Origin of the sequence: Pseudomonas sp. TMW 2.1634, assembly GCF_001703595.1 — a bacterium.
GTDB lineage: Bacteria > Pseudomonadota > Gammaproteobacteria > Pseudomonadales > Pseudomonadaceae > Aquipseudomonas > Aquipseudomonas fragi.
Genome location: NZ_CP016849.1, coordinates 616,579 through 633,577 on the forward strand (window position 1 = coordinate 616,579; position 16,999 = coordinate 633,577).

13 protein-coding genes and 1 pseudogene are annotated in these 16,999 nt (G+C 62.1%); 6 read left to right on the top strand and 8 right to left on the bottom strand.

The window, feature by feature from the left end; all coding sequences use genetic code 11:
• Positions 1-103: 103 nt before the first annotated feature.
• Positions 104-1,138, bottom strand: a complete 1,035-nt coding sequence (locus tag BFC21_RS02915; protein WP_120265659.1) for an AraC family transcriptional regulator — start codon at positions 1,136-1,138, stop codon at positions 104-106.
• Complete coding sequence (locus BFC21_RS02920) at positions 1,135-2,055, bottom strand: GGDEF domain-containing protein (RefSeq protein WP_120265660.1); 921 nt, start codon at positions 2,053-2,055, stop codon at positions 1,135-1,137. The genes BFC21_RS02915 and BFC21_RS02920 overlap by 4 nt, the downstream gene beginning before the upstream one ends.
• Positions 2,056-2,452: 397 nt before the next feature.
• On the opposite strand from BFC21_RS02920, the gene BFC21_RS02930 reads away from it, so the two are divergent.
• From BFC21_RS02930 to BFC21_RS02960, 6 genes and pseudogenes are all read left to right on the top strand, one after another.
• On the top strand, positions 2,453-4,987 hold the full coding sequence (locus BFC21_RS02930; RefSeq protein WP_120265661.1) for a TonB-dependent receptor: 2,535 nt from the start codon (positions 2,453-2,455) through the stop codon (positions 4,985-4,987).
• 83 nt (positions 4,988-5,070) lie between these two features.
• Complete coding sequence (locus BFC21_RS02935) at positions 5,071-6,987, top strand: phytase (RefSeq protein WP_120265662.1); 1,917 nt, start codon at positions 5,071-5,073, stop codon at positions 6,985-6,987.
• 48 nt (positions 6,988-7,035) lie between these two features.
• Positions 7,036-7,746: a protein TolQ gene (gene tolQ, locus BFC21_RS02940; RefSeq protein ID WP_088377145.1), complete on the top strand. Its 711-nt coding sequence runs from the start codon at positions 7,036-7,038 to the stop codon at positions 7,744-7,746.
• Positions 7,747-7,760: 14 nt separating this feature from the next.
• A complete protein-coding gene (tolR, locus tag BFC21_RS02945; protein WP_016780534.1) occupies positions 7,761-8,207 on the top strand; it encodes a protein TolR in 447 nt (148 codons plus the stop codon).
• A pseudogene (locus tag BFC21_RS02950) lies at positions 8,204-8,994 on the top strand (TonB family protein). The gene tolR and the pseudogene BFC21_RS02950 overlap by 4 nt, the downstream one beginning before the upstream one ends.
• Positions 8,995-9,188: 194 nt before the next feature.
• Positions 9,189-10,679 carry a DASS family sodium-coupled anion symporter gene (locus BFC21_RS02960; RefSeq protein WP_088377147.1) on the top strand — a complete coding sequence of 497 codons (1,491 nt, stop codon included), beginning with the start codon at positions 9,189-9,191 and terminating at the stop codon, positions 10,677-10,679.
• 98 nt (positions 10,680-10,777) lie between these two features.
• Here BFC21_RS02960 and BFC21_RS02965 read toward each other — a convergent pair whose 3' ends face one another.
• From BFC21_RS02965 to BFC21_RS02990, 6 genes are read right to left on the bottom strand one after another with little or no spacing between them, the layout of a single operon-like run.
• Positions 10,778-11,131 carry a Na+/H+ antiporter subunit G gene (locus tag BFC21_RS02965; protein WP_016780537.1) on the bottom strand — a complete coding sequence of 118 codons (354 nt, stop codon included), beginning with the start codon at positions 11,129-11,131 and terminating at the stop codon, positions 10,778-10,780.
• The gene (locus tag BFC21_RS02970; protein WP_016780538.1) at positions 11,128-11,406 is read right to left on the bottom strand and encodes a K+/H+ antiporter subunit F; all 279 of its coding nucleotides are present in this window, start codon (positions 11,404-11,406) and stop codon (positions 11,128-11,130) included. Before BFC21_RS02970 ends, BFC21_RS02965 begins: the two co-directional genes overlap by 4 nt.
• Positions 11,403-11,891, bottom strand: coding sequence for a Na+/H+ antiporter subunit E (locus tag BFC21_RS02975; protein ID WP_016780539.1), 489 nt, complete (start codon positions 11,889-11,891; stop codon positions 11,403-11,405). Before BFC21_RS02975 ends, BFC21_RS02970 begins: the two co-directional genes overlap by 4 nt.
• Positions 11,888-13,573 carry a monovalent cation/H+ antiporter subunit D gene (locus BFC21_RS02980; protein WP_088377148.1) on the bottom strand — a complete coding sequence of 562 codons (1,686 nt, stop codon included), beginning with the start codon at positions 13,571-13,573 and terminating at the stop codon, positions 11,888-11,890. The genes BFC21_RS02975 and BFC21_RS02980 overlap by 4 nt, the downstream gene beginning before the upstream one ends.
• The gene (locus BFC21_RS02985) at positions 13,570-13,914 is read right to left on the bottom strand and encodes a Na+/H+ antiporter subunit C (protein WP_003446102.1); all 345 of its coding nucleotides are present in this window, start codon (positions 13,912-13,914) and stop codon (positions 13,570-13,572) included. Before BFC21_RS02985 ends, BFC21_RS02980 begins: the two co-directional genes overlap by 4 nt.
• Complete coding sequence (locus tag BFC21_RS02990; RefSeq protein ID WP_016780541.1) at positions 13,914-16,856, bottom strand: monovalent cation/H+ antiporter subunit A; 2,943 nt, start codon at positions 16,854-16,856, stop codon at positions 13,914-13,916. The genes BFC21_RS02985 and BFC21_RS02990 overlap by 1 nt, the downstream gene beginning before the upstream one ends.
• Positions 16,857-16,999: the final 143 nt, after the last annotated feature.

Consider the following 16,999-nt stretch of genomic DNA (forward strand, 5'->3'; position numbering starts at 1 on the left):
TCGCGATAGCATGACCGCGGCTTGCCAGATCACCCGCGTGGCCTGCATCGCGAGCAAGCCCGCTCCCACAATCCATCTGCGCGCATCAGGTTTTGGTGGTGGCTTACAGCGCCAAAAACTGCCGTATCAGGTTGGGCGTACACCCCGTCCAGCGCTTCAAGGCGCGGCGAAAGTTCGCCGGGTCGTTGAAGTTCAGGTATTCGGCCACGGCTTCGTTGCTCAGCCCCTTGAACTGGTACAGGTACAGTGCCATGTGTTTGCGCGCCTGGTCTTGCTGAGCCTGAAAGTGGGTGCCGTGCTTGTTCAGCTTGCGCTTGAGGGTGGCCTGGCTCACGCAAAAATGCTGCGCCGTTTGCTCCAGGCTCGGTGCCTGCCGCGCGTTGTCGCGCAAGTACACATACAACCGGTCAAGCAGGCTGGCACGAAAGCCCAGGCCGTGCAGCTGCACCTGCGCCTGCTGGTAAGCCACTTGCCGGGCAATGGCCGAGGCGTTGGGCCAGGGCCGGGTCAGGTATTCGCGGGGCAGGCGCATCATGTCCAGCTGGCAGCCAAACTGGGTGTTCTCGCCCAGATGCACCCAGTACTGCTCGACATAGCGCGGCTGCGGGTGGCTGAAGCTGCATTCCCACGGCAGGCGCTCGCCGCTGAGCCACTGACTCATTGCCTTCAGCGCCGTCATGCTGGCTTCCAGCACAAAACGCAATTGCTCCTGGGCCCCGCAACTGTCGAGCCAGTACACATAGGCGTACTTGTCGTCCAGCAAGAGTCGCGGGGTGAGCAAGGGGCTGAGCAGGGCGCGGTGGTGGATCAGGGTTTCCAGGGCCTGTTGCAGGTTCTGCGCCTGTTGCAGGGCGTGGCTGGCCGGGCCGTAATGCCCAGGCAACAGGCGTTGGCCAAACAGAAAACTGCTGTCATCGGCTTCGAGCAGGCGCTGTGCATTGGCGATCAGGGCGAAGCATTGCTGCGGGCTGAGGCGGGTGTGCCCGGCAACGATATCGTCGTAGAACAGCCCGGTGCCGCGCAGCAGGCGATGGCTGTCGATATCTCGCGACAGGGCAAGGTCGATCAGGGTCGCGGGTTGATAGTGCCCGGCAATAAAGCGGCTGTCGGCTTCGTACCAGCGGCTGTCGAGGGTCATGCGCGTTTGCTCCGTGGCGGCTTGGCCCGCGCCAGTGCCAGGTTGAGGCGCTTGAGCAGTTCATCAGGGGCTTCATCCACCGCCATCATCACCGCGGTACTGGCCGACAGATACACCCGCTCGCCATGCTGGCGGGTTTTGTGAGCCAGGCTCTGTACGGCCTGTTGCAGCTCCAGGGCCAGCAGCCGGGCCTGGCTCTCGCCGGTATTGGGCAGCAACACCACAAAACGGTCGCCAGCCAGCCGGCACAGCAGGTCGTGGCGGCGCAGGTTGAGCAGCAGTAACTGACTCAGGGCTTGCAGCACGGCGTCCCCTTCGGTGTGGCCGTAATGCTGGTTGATCGCGGCAAAGTCGTCGATATCCAGTGCCAGCAACGACAGCGGCTGTTGCTGCTCGATGCTTTGCGCCAGACAGTCGCTGACCTGGCGCTTGAGGTATTCGGCGCCGCCCAGGGGGGTCAGTTTGTCGAACAGGCGGTGTTCACGAAACACCCGCTCGCGCTTCTCCATCTGCTGGTTAATGGCCTGTTGCTCGCGATGCCAGTGGAACAGGCCGATGGTCAGCAGGATCATGCCGATGGGCATGGGCGCCGACTCCATCCAGTGATCCCAGCCGATGTGCTTGGGCAGGCGGATAAATTCGTCGAGCACATCCACCCACCAGGAAAAAAACATAAAGCACAGGCCGTACGCCAGGTAGTTGGTGACCCGCCCGGTGGGCCGGCTTTTAATCACCAGCCCCAGCCAGAACAGCATAAACAGGGCGGTGCCGCCTTCGCCGAAGATATCCAGCCAATGCCACTCGCTGAAGGTTTTGGGGGTGCCGAATGCCAGGTTCAGCAGCACCGCGGCATTGGCCGCCAGCAACAGTAAACCAAGCTTGTAGCGATGGTGTTTAAGCACGTTTAACCAAGTCATCACAGTTCTACCCAAACCTATTGCCGGTCAGCAGAGCAGAGCGGTGTGACAACTGTATGACGGGGCTTGCGGGTCGAATCAGCTCAGGTGTGTGGTGCAAAAACTTTGAACATTCCCCGTTTACCCCGTGGGAGCGGGCTTGCTCGCGATGCAGGCGACGGGATGGCTCAGTTGCACCGCGTTGATGCCATCGCGAGCAAGCCCGCTCCCACAGGGTGCGAGGAAGTTGACGCGGGTCATATCAGCTCAATTGCCTTCAAAGTACCGCTAAAAAGCCTCTGTTTCGGGGTTTTAGCCAAACACTGTCACAGCTCTGTCATCCACCGACCCTAGCTTTCGCTCCCAAGTTGTCGGGCCATTTGCCCGGCCTGACGGGCGATTTTGGGGGAGGACAAGCATGTACAAGTGTCGCAGCAAGGCGCAGTGGGTCGGCTTTACGGTCAGTGCATTGGCCCTGGCAATCGCCAGCGAGCGTTTGAGCGCCGCCGAGGTATCAACCCTTGGTGCCACCGAGCACGTCGAAGTGGTCGGCCAGGCTGTCAGCCTGGACAAGGCGCTCAAGCAACAGCGCAACTCGGACACCATTGAAAGCGTGGTGCATGCCGATGGCGTGGCGCAGTTGCCCGACGCCAACGTCGCCGAGGCCGTGCAGCGCCTGCCCGGCATCAGCATCGAGCGCGACCAGGGCGAAGGCCGCTTTGTCAGCGTGCGCGGCCTGGGCCCGGACCTCAACAGCGTGACCATCAACGGTACGCTGGTACCGTCCCCGGAAAGCGCCCGCCGCGCCGTGGCCCTGGACGTCTTGCCCTCGGAACTGGTGCAGTCGCTGTCGGTGATCAAGACCCTGACCCCGGACATGGATGCCAACTCCCTGGGCGGCACGGTGGACGTGCAAAGCCTTTCGGCCTTCGATCATGATGGCCTGTTCTATACCGGCAGCACCGAGGCCGGCTATAACAAGAACAGCCACAAGACCAGCCCCAAGGTATCGGGGGCCATCAGCGACCGTTTCAGCCTGGGTGACGGTGTCGACAACTTCGGTGTGGCCGCAGCCCTGAGCTGGAACAAGCGCGACTTTCGCTCCGACAACGTCGAAACCGGCGGCGACTGGGATTTCACCGATGGCGCGCGCCTCAACAGTTTTGAACAGCGTGTTTATGAAATCAGCCGCGAGCGTGCCGGTGGCGGCCTGAACTTCGACTACAAGCCCGACGACGACACCAGCCTGTACCTGCGCACGCTGTACAGCCGCTTTGAAGACAACGAAACCCGCAACTCCACCGCCTTTGAGTTCTCCGACCCCCAGGTCGAAGACGAAGTGGGCAAAACCAAGACCAAGCGCAAGCTCAAGCAGCGCGAGGAAACCCAGGAAATCCAGTCCTACGTATTCGGCGGCGAACGCACTATGGGCCTGTGGACCCTGAGCGGGCAGGCCGGTTACAGCGAGTCCAGCGAAGACAATCCGGGCGGCATCGCCGGCGCAACGTTCAAGGGCAGCTCCAGCATTGGTGACGGCGGCTTCTACGACACCGAAAAACCGCGGCCGATCATCGGCGCAGGCTTTTATGACCCCAACAACTTCAGCCTCGACAAGGTGGACTGGCAAGAACAGCACACCAAGGACACCGAGAAAAACATCCGCCTGGACCTGGCCCGCGACTACGACGTGCAGGGCTACGCCTCCCAGGTCAAGTTCGGCGGCAAGGTCAGCCGGCGCAACAAGGACAACGACCTCAATGCCTGGACCTACAAGGACTTCTCCGACCTGGGTTTTAGCGACGAGCAACTGAGCCTTAATGCGTTCAACAAGGGCAACCTGCACTACAACCTCGGCCAGTACGGCCCTGGCATCAGCGGCGGCGCGATCAAGGACCTGATCGGTGGCCTGAACCGCGACGACTTCTACAACGAGCAGGACTCGCGGGCCAATGACTTCAAGATGCGCGAAGACATCAACGCCGCGTACCTGATGAATACCGTGGATATTGATGACTGGCGCTTTATCGCCGGCCTGCGCTACGAGGGCACCGAGTTCGAGGCCAAGGGCACGGGCGTGCGCGATGGCGTGTTTGAAGACCAGGACACCCAGCGCGATTACCACCACTGGCTGCCAGGGCTGCATGCCCGTTACCAGTTGGCGAAAAACACCCAGGTACGTGCAGCCTGGACCAATACCGTAGTGCGCCCGACCTTTGGCCAGTTGGCCCCGGGTTTTGTGATCGAAGACGACAAGGCCGAGTTCGGCAACCCCAACCTCAAGCCGCTGGAATCGAGCAACTTCGACCTTGGCATCGAGCACTTTATGGGGCAGGCGGGCACGGTGTCGGCGTTCCTGTTCTACAAGGATATCAAGAACTTCGTCTACAACAACGACCTGGCGGGTAGCGGCGAATGGGTCGACTTTACCGAAGCCCACAGCTACGCCAACGGCGACAGCGCCAAGCTTTATGGCCTGGAGCTGGCCTACTCGCAGAAGTTCGACTGGCTGCCATCACCCTGGAACGGTTTGATCCTGGGCGCCAACAGCACCTTCAGCCGCTCCAATGCCAGCATCAAGGGCGTTGACGCTGCCACCGGGGCCAGCCTCAAGCGCGATATCGATTTGCCCAACCAGTCCAAGACCGTCGGCAACCTGATGCTTGGCTGGGAAGACGACAAGTTGAGCCTGCGCCTGTCGGCCAACTACAAGTCCGACTACCTCTACGAACTGGCCGGGGTCAACGACAAGGCCCATGACACCTATGTCGATGCGCAGACCTTTGTCGACTTCAGCGCCCGCTACTCGCTGACCAAGAACCTGCAGCTCAAGTTCGACGCCCAGAACCTCACGGACCAGCCGTACTTCATGTACAGCGGCAACAGCCGCTTCAACAACCAGTACGAAGAATACGGCCCGACCTACTCGCTGGGCCTGACCTACACCCATTTTTAAGCGCTGGATGACCCCTGTGGGAGCGGGCTTGCTCGCGATACAGGCAACTCGGTCTTTCATCCATTTACGGACTGGCATTACCCATGACTTATTTGTTCAAACGCAAACCCCGCTTCCTGCCCTTGCTGGCCTGCCTGACCGCAGGCAGCGTCCAGGCTGCCCCCGATATCGCCGCCCCGGCCTTGCAGCAATGGTCCACCGGCAAGGCCCAGGCCCTGGGTTTCTTGCCCAATGGCACGGGTGAAGAACGTCTGGCGGCAAGCAAGCGCGAGGGCCTGATGCTGCTCGACAAACAGGGCAAAACCCTGAGCCGGGTACAGGGCGCCTTTGCCGGACTGGACAGCCGCGCTCTGGGCGATCAGGTGCTGGTGGCCAGCAACGACAAGGACAAGCAGCAGGTCGCACTGTTCAACCTCGACCCCAAGAGCCATCAATGGCAGGCACCGTCCTATCTGCCTGCCCGGGACTATGCGGTGAATGGCGTGTGCCTGTACCAGGATGACGCCAGCAATATCTACCTGTTTACCGTGGGCGAAGAGGGCAAGGGCGAACAGTGGCTGGTGGCGGCCGACAGCCGTCGCCTGCCGACGCCGCTGCTGGTGCGCAGCCTGCCGCTGCCGCCGCAGGCCAAGTTCTGCAAGGTCGATGACGCCGCGCAGAACCTGTTCGTCAACGAGGAGAATGTGGGCTGGTGGGCCTACCCGGCCCATGCTGAGGCCGATGCGTCCCGTGTGCCGGTGGCGATGGTCGAGCCGTTTGGCAACCTGAAAAAGTCCGCCGGAGATATGGCCCTGGTGCCGGGCGGCCTGCTTGGCCTCGATCCCGAGGCCGCCCAACTGAACCTGTATCAGCAACAGGGCAAGGGCTGGGCACCCGTTGCCAGCCTCGCGCTGACCGGAGTCACCGAGCCCGAGCACCTGGCCCTGCGCCAGACGCCACAAGGCCTGCAACTGCTGGTGCAGGACGGTGCCAGCAACAAGTTGTACGACGGCGCATTGGCCTGGAAAGCCACGCCGGCCAGCCTGCCCCCTGTGCTGGTTAGCGTGAAACCTGCGGTACAAACCGACGTGGTGATGAGCCAGGGCGATGCCGCCGATGACCCGGCCATCTGGGTTCACCCGCAAACCCCGGCCCTGAGCCGGGTGCTGGGCACCAACAAGCAGCAGGGCCTTGAGGTGTACGACCTGCAGGGCAAGCGCGTGCAGCATCTGCCGGTCGGGCGGCTGAACAACGTCGATGTTCGCCCGGGCTTCGAGTTGGGCGGGCGCACTGTGGACCTGGCGGTGGCGACCAACCGCGATCACAACAGCCTCAGTGTGTTCAGCATCGACCGCGCCACTGGCACCTTGCAGGAAGCGGGCGAGATTGCCACGCCGGTTAGCGACATCTACGGCCTGTGCCTGTTCAAGGCACCGTCGGGCGAGATCTACAGCTTTGCCAACGACAAGGACGGCACCTTTGTGCAGCACCGCTTATACGCCAAGGGTGACAAGGTTGAGGGCGAACTGGTGCGCCAGTTCAAGGTCGCGACCCAGCCTGAAGGCTGCGTGGCAGACGATCGCAATCAGCGCCTGTTTATCGGTGAAGAGGATGTAGCGGTGTGGGCAGTGGATGCCCGACCGGATCAACCGGCCACGCTGACCAGCGTGATCAAGGTGGGCGGCCCGGTGCATGACGATATCGAAGGCATGGGCCTGTACCAGACCGAAAAAGACAACTACCTGGTGATCTCCAGCCAGGGCAACGACAGCTATGTGGTGGTCGATGCCGAGCCGCCGTATGCCTTGCGAGGTGCTTTCCGGGTAGGGGTCAATGCCGCTGCGGGCATCGATGGCGCGTCGGAAACCGATGGCCTGGAAGTGACCTCGGCCAACCTCGGCGGCCCGTGGAGCAAAGGCATGCTGGTGGTGCAGGACGGTCGCAAGCGCATGCCCGAGCAGGCGCAGAACTTCAAGTACATCCCCTGGAGCGAAGTGGCCAAGGCATTGCGCCTGCCATAACCCGGTCATTTAAGCCGTTTATAAATACCCCCTTACTGGAGCAACAACATGCACGCAACCATGGAACATATGACGATCTGGGGCCTGATCAGCGACGCGAGTCTGCTGGTCAAGGGTGTGATGCTGACTCTGCTGCTGGCTTCGCTGCTGAGCTGGTTCCTGATTGTGCGCCGCAGCGCCATCCTGCGCCGCAGCGAGCGCGACATGGACAGCTTTGCCCGGCGCCTGCGCAGCCAGGGTGAGCTCAATGCCCTGTACCGCGAAAGCCGCGATACCAGCCATGAAGATGCCGGTGCCGAGCAAGTCTTCGCCGCCGCCTACAGTGAATACGCCCAGCTCAAGCAGCAGCCGGGGGTGGATGCCGAAGGTGTGATGCAAGGGGTGGAGCGGGCGCTGTATGTGGCCATCAGCGAGCAGGAAGTTCGCCTGGAGAAAGGCCTGCAGTTTTTGGCGACCGTGGGTTCGGTGAGCCCCTATATCGGCCTGTTCGGCACCGTGTGGGGGATCATGAATTCCTTTATCGGCCTGTCCCAGGTGCAACAGGCAACGCTGTCAACCGTTGCCCCGGGTATCGCCGAAGCCCTGATCGCCACGGCCATCGGCCTGTTTGCGGCGATCCCGGCGGTCATCGCCTATAACCGCTTCTCGGCCCGTGGCCAGACCCTGCTGACCCGTTACTACAGCCTCGGCAACGAAGTGCAGATGCGCTTGTACCGCAGCCTGCATGCCGGTTCGCGGAACATGTCCGCCGTCGCTTGAAAGGGAGTTTGAACATGCTTGCTCGACCACAGCGCAAACACGGGCCCAAGGCCGAAATGAACGTAGTGCCTTACATCGACGTGATGCTGGTGCTGCTGGTGATCTTTATGGTGACCGCGCCCATGTTGACCCAGGGGGTGAAAATCGAGTTGCCCAAGGTTGCGAGCGAAGCCCTGGTCAATGACAGCCAGCAGAAAATCCTCACCTTGTCGGTCAAGGCCGAAGGCGGCTACTACTGGAACCTGGGCAGTGAACTGGACACCAAAAACCAGACCGACAGCGCCGTAAGCCTTGAAGAGTTGCAGGCCAAGGTCGGGCAGGTAGTGGCCCAGGACAGCAACACCCAGGTGTATATCCGTGCCGACAACGAGGCGGGCTATGGCAGCGTGGTCAAGGCGATGGCGGCCCTGCAGCAAGGTGGCGTGAGCAACCTGGGGCTGGTGACCGAGGCGCCGCAATGAGTGCCGCGTTGATGCATGGCTCGATGGTGCAGGCGCAGCCGTTGCCGTGGACGCGGGTATGGCGTGACAGCCAGGCGCTGGTGGTCAGCGTGGCCCTGCACAGCGCCGTGGTGGCTTTTTTGGTGCTTGGCTGGAGCATGGAGCAATCACTGCCGGAACCTGCGCCCTCGACCCTGAAAACCCGGCTGGTGATGCTGCCCGCCGAGCCGGTCGCCGCACCGCCTGCGCCTGCGCCAGAGGCGTTGCCGGTGGTGGCGCCGGCGCCGGTGGTCGAGGCAAAACCTGAGGTGGTAAACCCAAAGTGGACCCGCAGATACAGGCGCGCAAACTGGAACAGGCGGCGCTGGCGCGCAAGCGGGTCAAGGAGCAGAAGCGGGCGCAAGTGGAGCAACAAAAAGCTGCGCAGCAGCGCGCCGAGCAGGTTGAAGCCCAGCGTCAGCAGGCCGTGGCTGAACAGGCCCGGGTTGCAGCGGCGGACAACGCCCGTCGGGCGCAACAGGCCGCAGCGGCGGCGGATGTGCGTCAGTACCTGCCGATCAGCAAGCAAGCCCCGGACTACCCGCAGCGGGCGCTGGACAAAGGTATTGAAGGCGACTGCACGGTTGAGTACTCGGTGACGCCGCAGGGCAAGGTCGACAACCCCAAAGTGGTGGGCAACTGCCATCCGGCGTTTATTCGTCCGTCACTGGTGGCGGCGGCAACATTCCGCTACCAGCCGCGTATGGTCGATGGCCAGCCAGTGACAGTGCCGGGGGTGCGCAATACCTTTCACTACAAGATCCAGTGACCCTGTGAGCTCTGGCCTATTGTGGGAGCGGGCTTGCCCGCGATGCAGGCGCTGCGGTGGTTCAGTTACACCGGGTTGATGCAATCGCGAGCAAGCCCGCTCCCACAAGGTTTGCAGCGCACCTGACGAGTATCAACATCCCTCAGGCAGCCTTGACCTATGCTCCACGGGTTTTCAAGTTCAAGGAGATGGCCATGAGTGCCCCTGCAACCAGCCCCACGCCTGCTGCGGCAAAAGTAAAACTCCCCATAGGTCTGGTGATTGCTGTGCTGGTGATGATCGGCATTCTGCTGCTGCCATTGCCCGCCGACCTGCCAGTGGCCGGGCACCGCATGCTGGCGATCCTGGCGTTTGCCGTGGTGGTGTGGATTACCGAAGCGGTGTCGTACGAAGCCAGCGCCATTATGATCACCTCGCTGATGGCGTTCCTGATCGGCATGGCGCCCACCCTGGCTGACCCGTCAAAGCTCTACGGCACCTCCGCCGGTATTACTATGGCCCTGACCGGGTTTTCCAATGCCGCCCTGGCGCTGGTGGCGGGGGCCTTGTTTATTGCCGCGGCCATGACCCATACCGGGCTTGACCGGCGCATTGCTTTGGTCACGTTGTCACGCATCGGTACCAGCACCCGGCGCATCCTGCTGGGGGCGATTGCGGTGACCATCCTGCTCAGCCTGGTGGTGCCCAGCGCCACAGCGCGCAGTGCCTGCGTGGTGCCGATCATGATGGGGGTGATCCTGGCCTTTGGCGTGGACAAGCGCTCGAACATCGCCGCCGGGATCATGATTGTGGTCGCCCAGGGCACCAGCATCTGGAACGTCGGGATTCAGACGGCGGCGGCGCAAAACCTGCTGACCGTAGGCTTTATGGACAAGATGCTCGGTGCCCGGGTGAACTGGCTCGACTGGCTGATCGCCGGTGCGCCGTGGGCCATCATCATGTCGGCGGTGCTGCTGTTCGTGGTGCTCAAAATGCTGCCGCCAGAGAGCGACAGCATCCCTGGCGGCAAAGAGGCAGTGGAAAAGTCACTGGCCGAACTGGGCCCCATGACCGGCCCGCAGAAGCGCCTGATGGGCGTGTCGATCGCCTTGCTGCTGGCCTGGGCCACCGAGGGCAAGCTGCACAGCTTTGACACCACCTCGACCACCTATGCCGGCCTGGTTTTCTTGCTGTTACCGCGCTTTGGCGTGATGACCTGGAAAGATGTGCAGTCACGTATTCCGTGGGGCACGGTGATTGTGTTCGGGGTCGGCATCAGCCTGGGCACGGCCTTGCTGACGACCCAGGCCGGGCAGTGGCTGGGCGGGCAGGTGGTGGCCAATACCGGGCTGGACCAGGTCGGGCCGCTGGGGATCTTTGCGATTCTGGGGGCGTTTTTGATTTTGATTCATCTGGGCTTTGCCAGTGCCACGGCGTTGACCTCGGCACTGCTGCCGATCCTGATCGCGGTGTTGCAAACCCTGCCGGGTGAATTCAACCGCCTGGGCATGACCATGCTGCTGGGCTTTGTGGTCAGCTACGGTTTTATCCTGCCGATCAACGCACCACAGAACATGGTGTGCTTGGGCACGCAGACCTTTACAGCCAAACAGTTCGCCAAGGTCGGGTTGATTGTGACGGCGGTGGGGTACTTGCTGATGCTGCTGTTTGGCGCCACGTACTGGAGCTGGCTGGGCTGGATGTAGCCCAGTGGGTGGGAGCGGGCTTGCCCGCGATAGGGGGCGCTGCGGTCTGACAGACACACCGCGTCGTTCCTATCGCGAGCAAGCCCGCTCCCACAGGTTCAGTTAGCGTTCTCGCTGCGCCCGCCGCTGCTGACTTCTGCCGGTACATCCTCACCCGCCATGCGCTTGCGGAACAGCGATGTGCGGGCCAGCAGCAAGGTGGTCACCGGCACGGTGATCGACAGCAGGATCGGCATCAGCCAGGCGTGCAGCACAGGCGTCGACTTGAGCGCCGAGAAGTACAGAATTGACGCCAGCGCCACGCCCCACGCACCAATGGTCGAGGCCAGTGCAGGCGGGTGCATGCGCTGGAAAAAATCCTTGAGGCGCAACAACCCGATCGCCCCGCACAGGGCAAACAGGCTGCTGAGCACCAGCAGCACGGCCACCGGTATTTCAATCCAGAGACTCATTCGATCACCTCGCCACGCAGCAGGAATTTGGCCAGCGCAAACGAACCGACAAAGCCGAACAGGGCAATCAGCAATGCGCCTTCAAAATAGGTGTCACTGGCATAGCGGATACCCAGCACCAGCATCATCAGCATGGCCAGGATATACAGGTAGTCCAGCGCCAGTACCCGGTCCTGGGCCGACGGGCCCTTGAACAGGCGGATCACGGTCAGGACCATCGCCAGGCTGAAGATGAACAGGCTGAGCAGGATGGCATTGCTGAGCAGGGCACTCATTCAAAGATCTCCATCAGTGGGCGCTCATAAGCGGTTTTAAAGTGCTCGATAAACGCTGCCTCGTCGTCCAGGTCGAACACATGCAGCAACAACACGCTGCGGTCCAGGGCCAGTTCCGACCAGATGGTGCCGGGCACCACGGTGGTGATCATCGACAGGGCAGCCAGGCCGTTGGCATCACGCAAGTCCAGGGGGATCTTGATAAACCGCGAACGTGGCGGATTTTTGCCCGCGCGCAGTACACCCCAGGCCACGGCGATGTTGGAGGCCACCACATCACGGCCCACCAGAAAGAACAGCTTGAGAATCACCCCGGGGCGGCGAATGCGTACCGGCAGCGGGCGCAGTGGCGCGAACATGACCGGGGCCAGGATGGCCAGCGCCGCGCCCAGCAACAGGTTGCCGGCACTTAGCGACAGGTTGAGCAGCAGCCACAGCGCCCACAGTGCCAGGGACAGCCAGGGAGCAGGGAAGAGGCGCTTCATGGCTGCACCTCCTGCTGCGCCGCCCTGGCTTGCGGGCTCGGCACCGGACGCGTGGCGATCACGGCCATCACATAACGCTCGGGGTTGTTCAGGGTGTTGGCGGCGGCCTGGGTATATCGCAATACCGGCTCGGCCTTGAAGGTCAGCACCACGCACAGCCCCAGCAGCAGCACGATGGGCAGGCACTCGATGCGCCGCAGGATCGGCGACGGACGCTCAAGGGGGGTCCAGAAGCGCTGGATACCCATGCGCGAAAAAGCAATCAACGAGGCCAGGCCCGAGAGAATCAACAACGCCAGCAGGCTCCAGGCTGCTGTTGAAATTGGCGCATCCGTCGCATTGCCCAGGCCCAGCGGGTTGAGCAGGGCGTTGAGCAAACCGAGCTTGCCGATAAACCCGGACAGCGGCGGCATGCCGATAATCAACAGCGCGCAGGCGATAAAGCTCAAGCCCAGAAAGGCCATGGTCCAGGGAATGATCAGGCCGACGACGACTTTCTGGTCGTCGTCCAGGTTGCTGCCCCGCGGTGGGGGTATCGACTCGCTCAGGCTGGGTTGCGGCTCGACATCATCCTCAAGCACCAGGTCGGCGGAAGAGCGCGAACGTTCGATCAGCTCGGCCAGCAGGAACAGTGCACTCAATGCCAGGGTGGAACTGACCAGATAGAACAGCGCCGCGGAGGTCAGGTTGGGCTGGGCGAAACCGACAGCCGACAACAGGATACCGGCAGACACCAGAATGCTCAGGCTGGCCATGCGCTCCAGCCGCTGGGCGGCGAGGATGGCGATAGCGGCGCAAACAATGGTGGCCATGCCACCGTAGATGAGCCAGTCACCGGCAAAGTACGCCGAAGCCCCGGCTTGTCCGGAAAACAGCAAGGTCCACAGGCGCAGCACGGTGTAGATGCCGACCTTGGTCATGATTGCAAACAGCGCAGCCACCGGCGCACTGGCCGATGAGTAGGCCGGTACCAGCCAGAAGTTCAGCGGCCACATGCCGGCCTTGGCCAGGAAGGCCACTGCCAGAATGGCCGCGCCGGCGTGCAGCAAGCCGCGATCGGCCTCGGGCACCAACGGGATTTTCAGTGCCAGGTCAGCCATGTTCAGGGTGCCGGTCACGCCGTAAATCAACGCGGCACCGATCAGGAACAGCGACGAGGCCAGCAGGTTGATCGAGATGTAGTGCAGCCCCGCCGACACCCGCGCCTTGCCTGAACCGTGGAGCATCAGGCCATAGGAAGCGGCCAGCAGCACTTCGAAAAACACGAACAGGTTGAACAGGTCGGCGGTCAGAAAGGCCCCGTACAGGCCCATCAGCTGGATCTGGAACAAGGCATGGAAGCTGGCCCCGGCACGGTCCCAGCGGGCCATGGCGAAGAGCAGGGCGCAACTGGCGATAATGCCGGTCAGTACCAGCATCAAGGCGCTCAGGTGATCGACTACCAGGGCGATCCCGAACGGCACTTGCCAGTTGCTGGGCAGGTACACGCCAATCGAAGCCGGGATCGCTTGTTCACGCGTCCACAGCAACAGCATCACCGAGATACCCAGGCCGAGCAGGGTCGAGATCAGGTTGATCCGCGCTTTCAGCGGACGGTGTTTTTCCCCCAGCAACAGCATGCAGGCTGCGGTCAGCAGCGGCAGCAGAATGGGCGCGACAATCAGGTGCGGCATCAAATTCATTCTTTAGGCTCCCGGCCATCAACGTGGTCGGTACCGGTCAGGCCCCGGGAGGCCAGCAAGACCACCAGAAACAGCGCGGTCATGGCGAAACTGATGACGATTGCGGTCAGTACCAGTGCCTGGGGCAGCGGGTCTGTGTAGTTGAGCAAGTCCTGGGGCACGCCGTCCTTGATCACCGGCTCCTTGCCGATAAACAGGCTGCCCATGCTGAAGATGAACAGGTTGACCCCATAGGACAGCAGGCACAGGCCCATGACCACCTGAAAGGTTCGCGGACGCAGAACCAGCCAGGTGCCCGATGCGGCCAAAACTCCGATAGCGATGGCGATGACTTCTTCCATCAGGCGGCTCCTTCTTTGTTGGCAGGCGCGGGTTGCAGGGCGGGCAGCGGGGCAAGCTGATTGCTTGGGCGATGGGCGCGCACCGACTGGTGCGCCAGCGCCGTCAGGATCAGCAGGGTTGCCCCGACCACCACGGCATACACGCCAATATCGAAGAACAGGGCGCTGGCCACATGGATATCGCCCAGCAGCGGCAGGCTGAAGTGCACGGTATGGGTGGTCAGGAATGGATAACCCAGTGGGATCGAACCCAGCCCGGTCAGGGTCGCACACAGCAACCCGGTACCCATCCAGCGCAGCGGTCGCAGGCTCATCTGTGCTTCGACCCACTGTGTGCCGGCCACCATGTACTGCAGGATAAACGCCACACTCATCACCAGACCCGCGACGAAACCGCCGCCGGGCTGGTTGTGCCCGCGCATGAACAGGTACATGGACACCACGAAGGCGATCGGCAGCAACAGGCGCACCAGCACCGCCGGCACCATCATAAAGCCCAGTGCGGTGTCGCTGGCGCTGCGCGGGTTGACCAGATCGGTCATCACGTCCTTGGCCAGCAGACGCTGCTGGGCAGGCAATTGCATGCTCTCTTTCGAGGGGCGGAAGCGGCGCAGCAGGGCAAACACGGTCAGGGCCACGGCGGCCAGTACGGTGATTTCCCCCAGGGTGTCGAAGCCACGGAAGTCCACCAGCATCACATTCACCACATTGCTGCCGCCGCCTTCAGGCAAGGCCCGGCTGAGGTAGAACGAGGAAATGTCGTTGGGCGTCTGGCGGGTCAGCATGGCATAGGACAGCAACGCCATGCCGCCACCCACTGCCGTGGACAGCAGCAAGTCGCGCAAACGACGGACCTGGGCCTTGCGCAAGGTACCCGGCAGTGGCGAAACTTCCTCGATACGCCGTGGCAGCCAGCGCAGGCCCAGCAGGATCAGCACCGTGGTCACCACCTCCACCACCAGCTGGGTCAGGGCCAGGTCCGGCGCCGAGAACCATACAAAGGTCACGCAGGTCATCAGGCCGCACACGCTGACCATGGTCAGGGCTGCCAGACGGTGATACTTGGCTTGCCAGGCGGCGCCCAGGGCGCAGGCAATCGCGATCAGCCACAGGGTGATAAACACGATCGAGCCGGGGATTTTCGGCCGGTCGCCCCAGCCCAGCCCGCTGTACAGCATCGGGATCAGGCCGGCGATCACGGCGACCAGAATCAACAAAAACAGCTGGGTTTGCAGGCGCTGGGTACTGATGCGGCGCTCCAGGCGCCGCGCGCCACGCATGATGACCACCAGGCTGCGTTCGAAGAAGCGTTTGCCATTGAAGTACTGGATCAACGGCGGCAGCGGGAAACGGTCGAGCTTGAGCTGCTTGCGCAACAGCACATACAGCAGGATACCGCCGGACATGGCGATCAAACTCATGATCATTGGCGCATTCAGGCCGTGCCAGATGGCCAGGCTGTACTCGGGCAGCTCGCCGCCCACCACTGGCTGCGCCGCTGCGGCAAGCAGCGGGCCGACGGTTTGCGCCGGGAAAATCCCCACCGTCAGGCAGGTCAGCACCAGCAGTTCGACCGGTGCGCGCATCCAGCGCGGTGGCTCGTGGGGGGTATGGGGCAAGTTGGTCGCCGGCGGGCCGAAGAACACATCCACCGTAAAGCGCAAGGCATAGGCCACGCTGAAGGTACCGGCGATGGTCGCAATCACCGGCAGGGCGATTTCGACCCAGGCGGTTGAATTGATAAACACGGTTTCGGCAAAGAACATCTCTTTGGACAGGAACCCGTTGAGCAGCGGCACCCCGGCCATCGAGGCACTGGCGACCATCGCCAGCGTCGCGGTGTAAGGCATGAGCTTGAACAGGCCACTGAGCTTGCGGATATCCCGCGTGCCGGTCTCGTGGTCGATGATCCCGGCCGCCATAAACAGCGAAGCCTTGAAGGTGGCGTGGTTAAGAATGTGGAACACCGCAGCCACAGCAGCCAGCGGGCTGTTGAGGCCCAGCAGCAGGGTAATCAGGCCCAGATGGCTGATGGTCGAGTAGGCTAGCAAGCCTTTAAGGTCATTTTGAAACATCGCGCAATACGCGCCCAGCACCAGGGTGCAGGCACCGGCGCCGCTGACAATCCAGAACCACTCCTCGCTGCCCGACAACGAAGGCCACAGGCGGGCGAGCAGAAACACCCCGGCCTTGACCATCGTCGCCGAGTGCAGATAAGCCGAGACGGGGGTTGGCGCGGCCATTGCGTGGGGCAACCAGAAATGAAACGGGAACTGCGCGCTTTTGCTCAGGGCGCCGATCAGGATCAGCGGCAGCAGAATTGGATACAGGCTGTGGGCGCGGATCTTGTCGCCGGCAGCCAGCACTGCATCCAGATCATAGCTGCCGACGACATGGCCGAGCAGCATGACCCCCGCCAGCAGGCACAGCCCCCCGGCACCCGTGACCATCAGCGCCATATAAGCGCCGCGGCGGGCATCCGAGCGGTGATGCCAATAACCAATCAGCAAGAATGAGAAGAGGCTGGTCAGCTCCCAGAAAAATACGATCTGGATCAAATTACCAGACAACACCAGGCCCAGCATGGCCCCCATAAACGCCAGGAAAAACGCAAAAAAGCGCGGCACCGGGTCTTCGGGTGACATGTAATAACGGGCGTACAGCGACACCAGCGTGCCGATGCCCAGCACCAGCATCGAGAACAACCAGGCGAACCCGTCCAGACGCAGGACAAAATTCAGGCCGAGACTGGGCAGCCACATGAACTCTTCACGAATAACGCCACCGTGGGCGATCTGTGGGTAGAGCAGGGCTACTTGTACAGTGCCGATCAATGCAATCAGACCGGCCAACAGTGATTCACTGTTACGTGCGTTATGCGGCAAAACAGCCGCCAGACAGCTGCCGACAAAGGGCAGAAGCAGTAGAACTATCAGGGACATAGGCTTCTAATCTGCAGGAGTTTGTAAGCGATCATACGGGGCGAGTTGCAGATCACCAACAGCAAACCTGTGGCTGAATCCTACAAAGACTGTCAGTAACCTGTCAGGTTTCCTACAGTTCTATCCCTGTATAAACGCTTCTG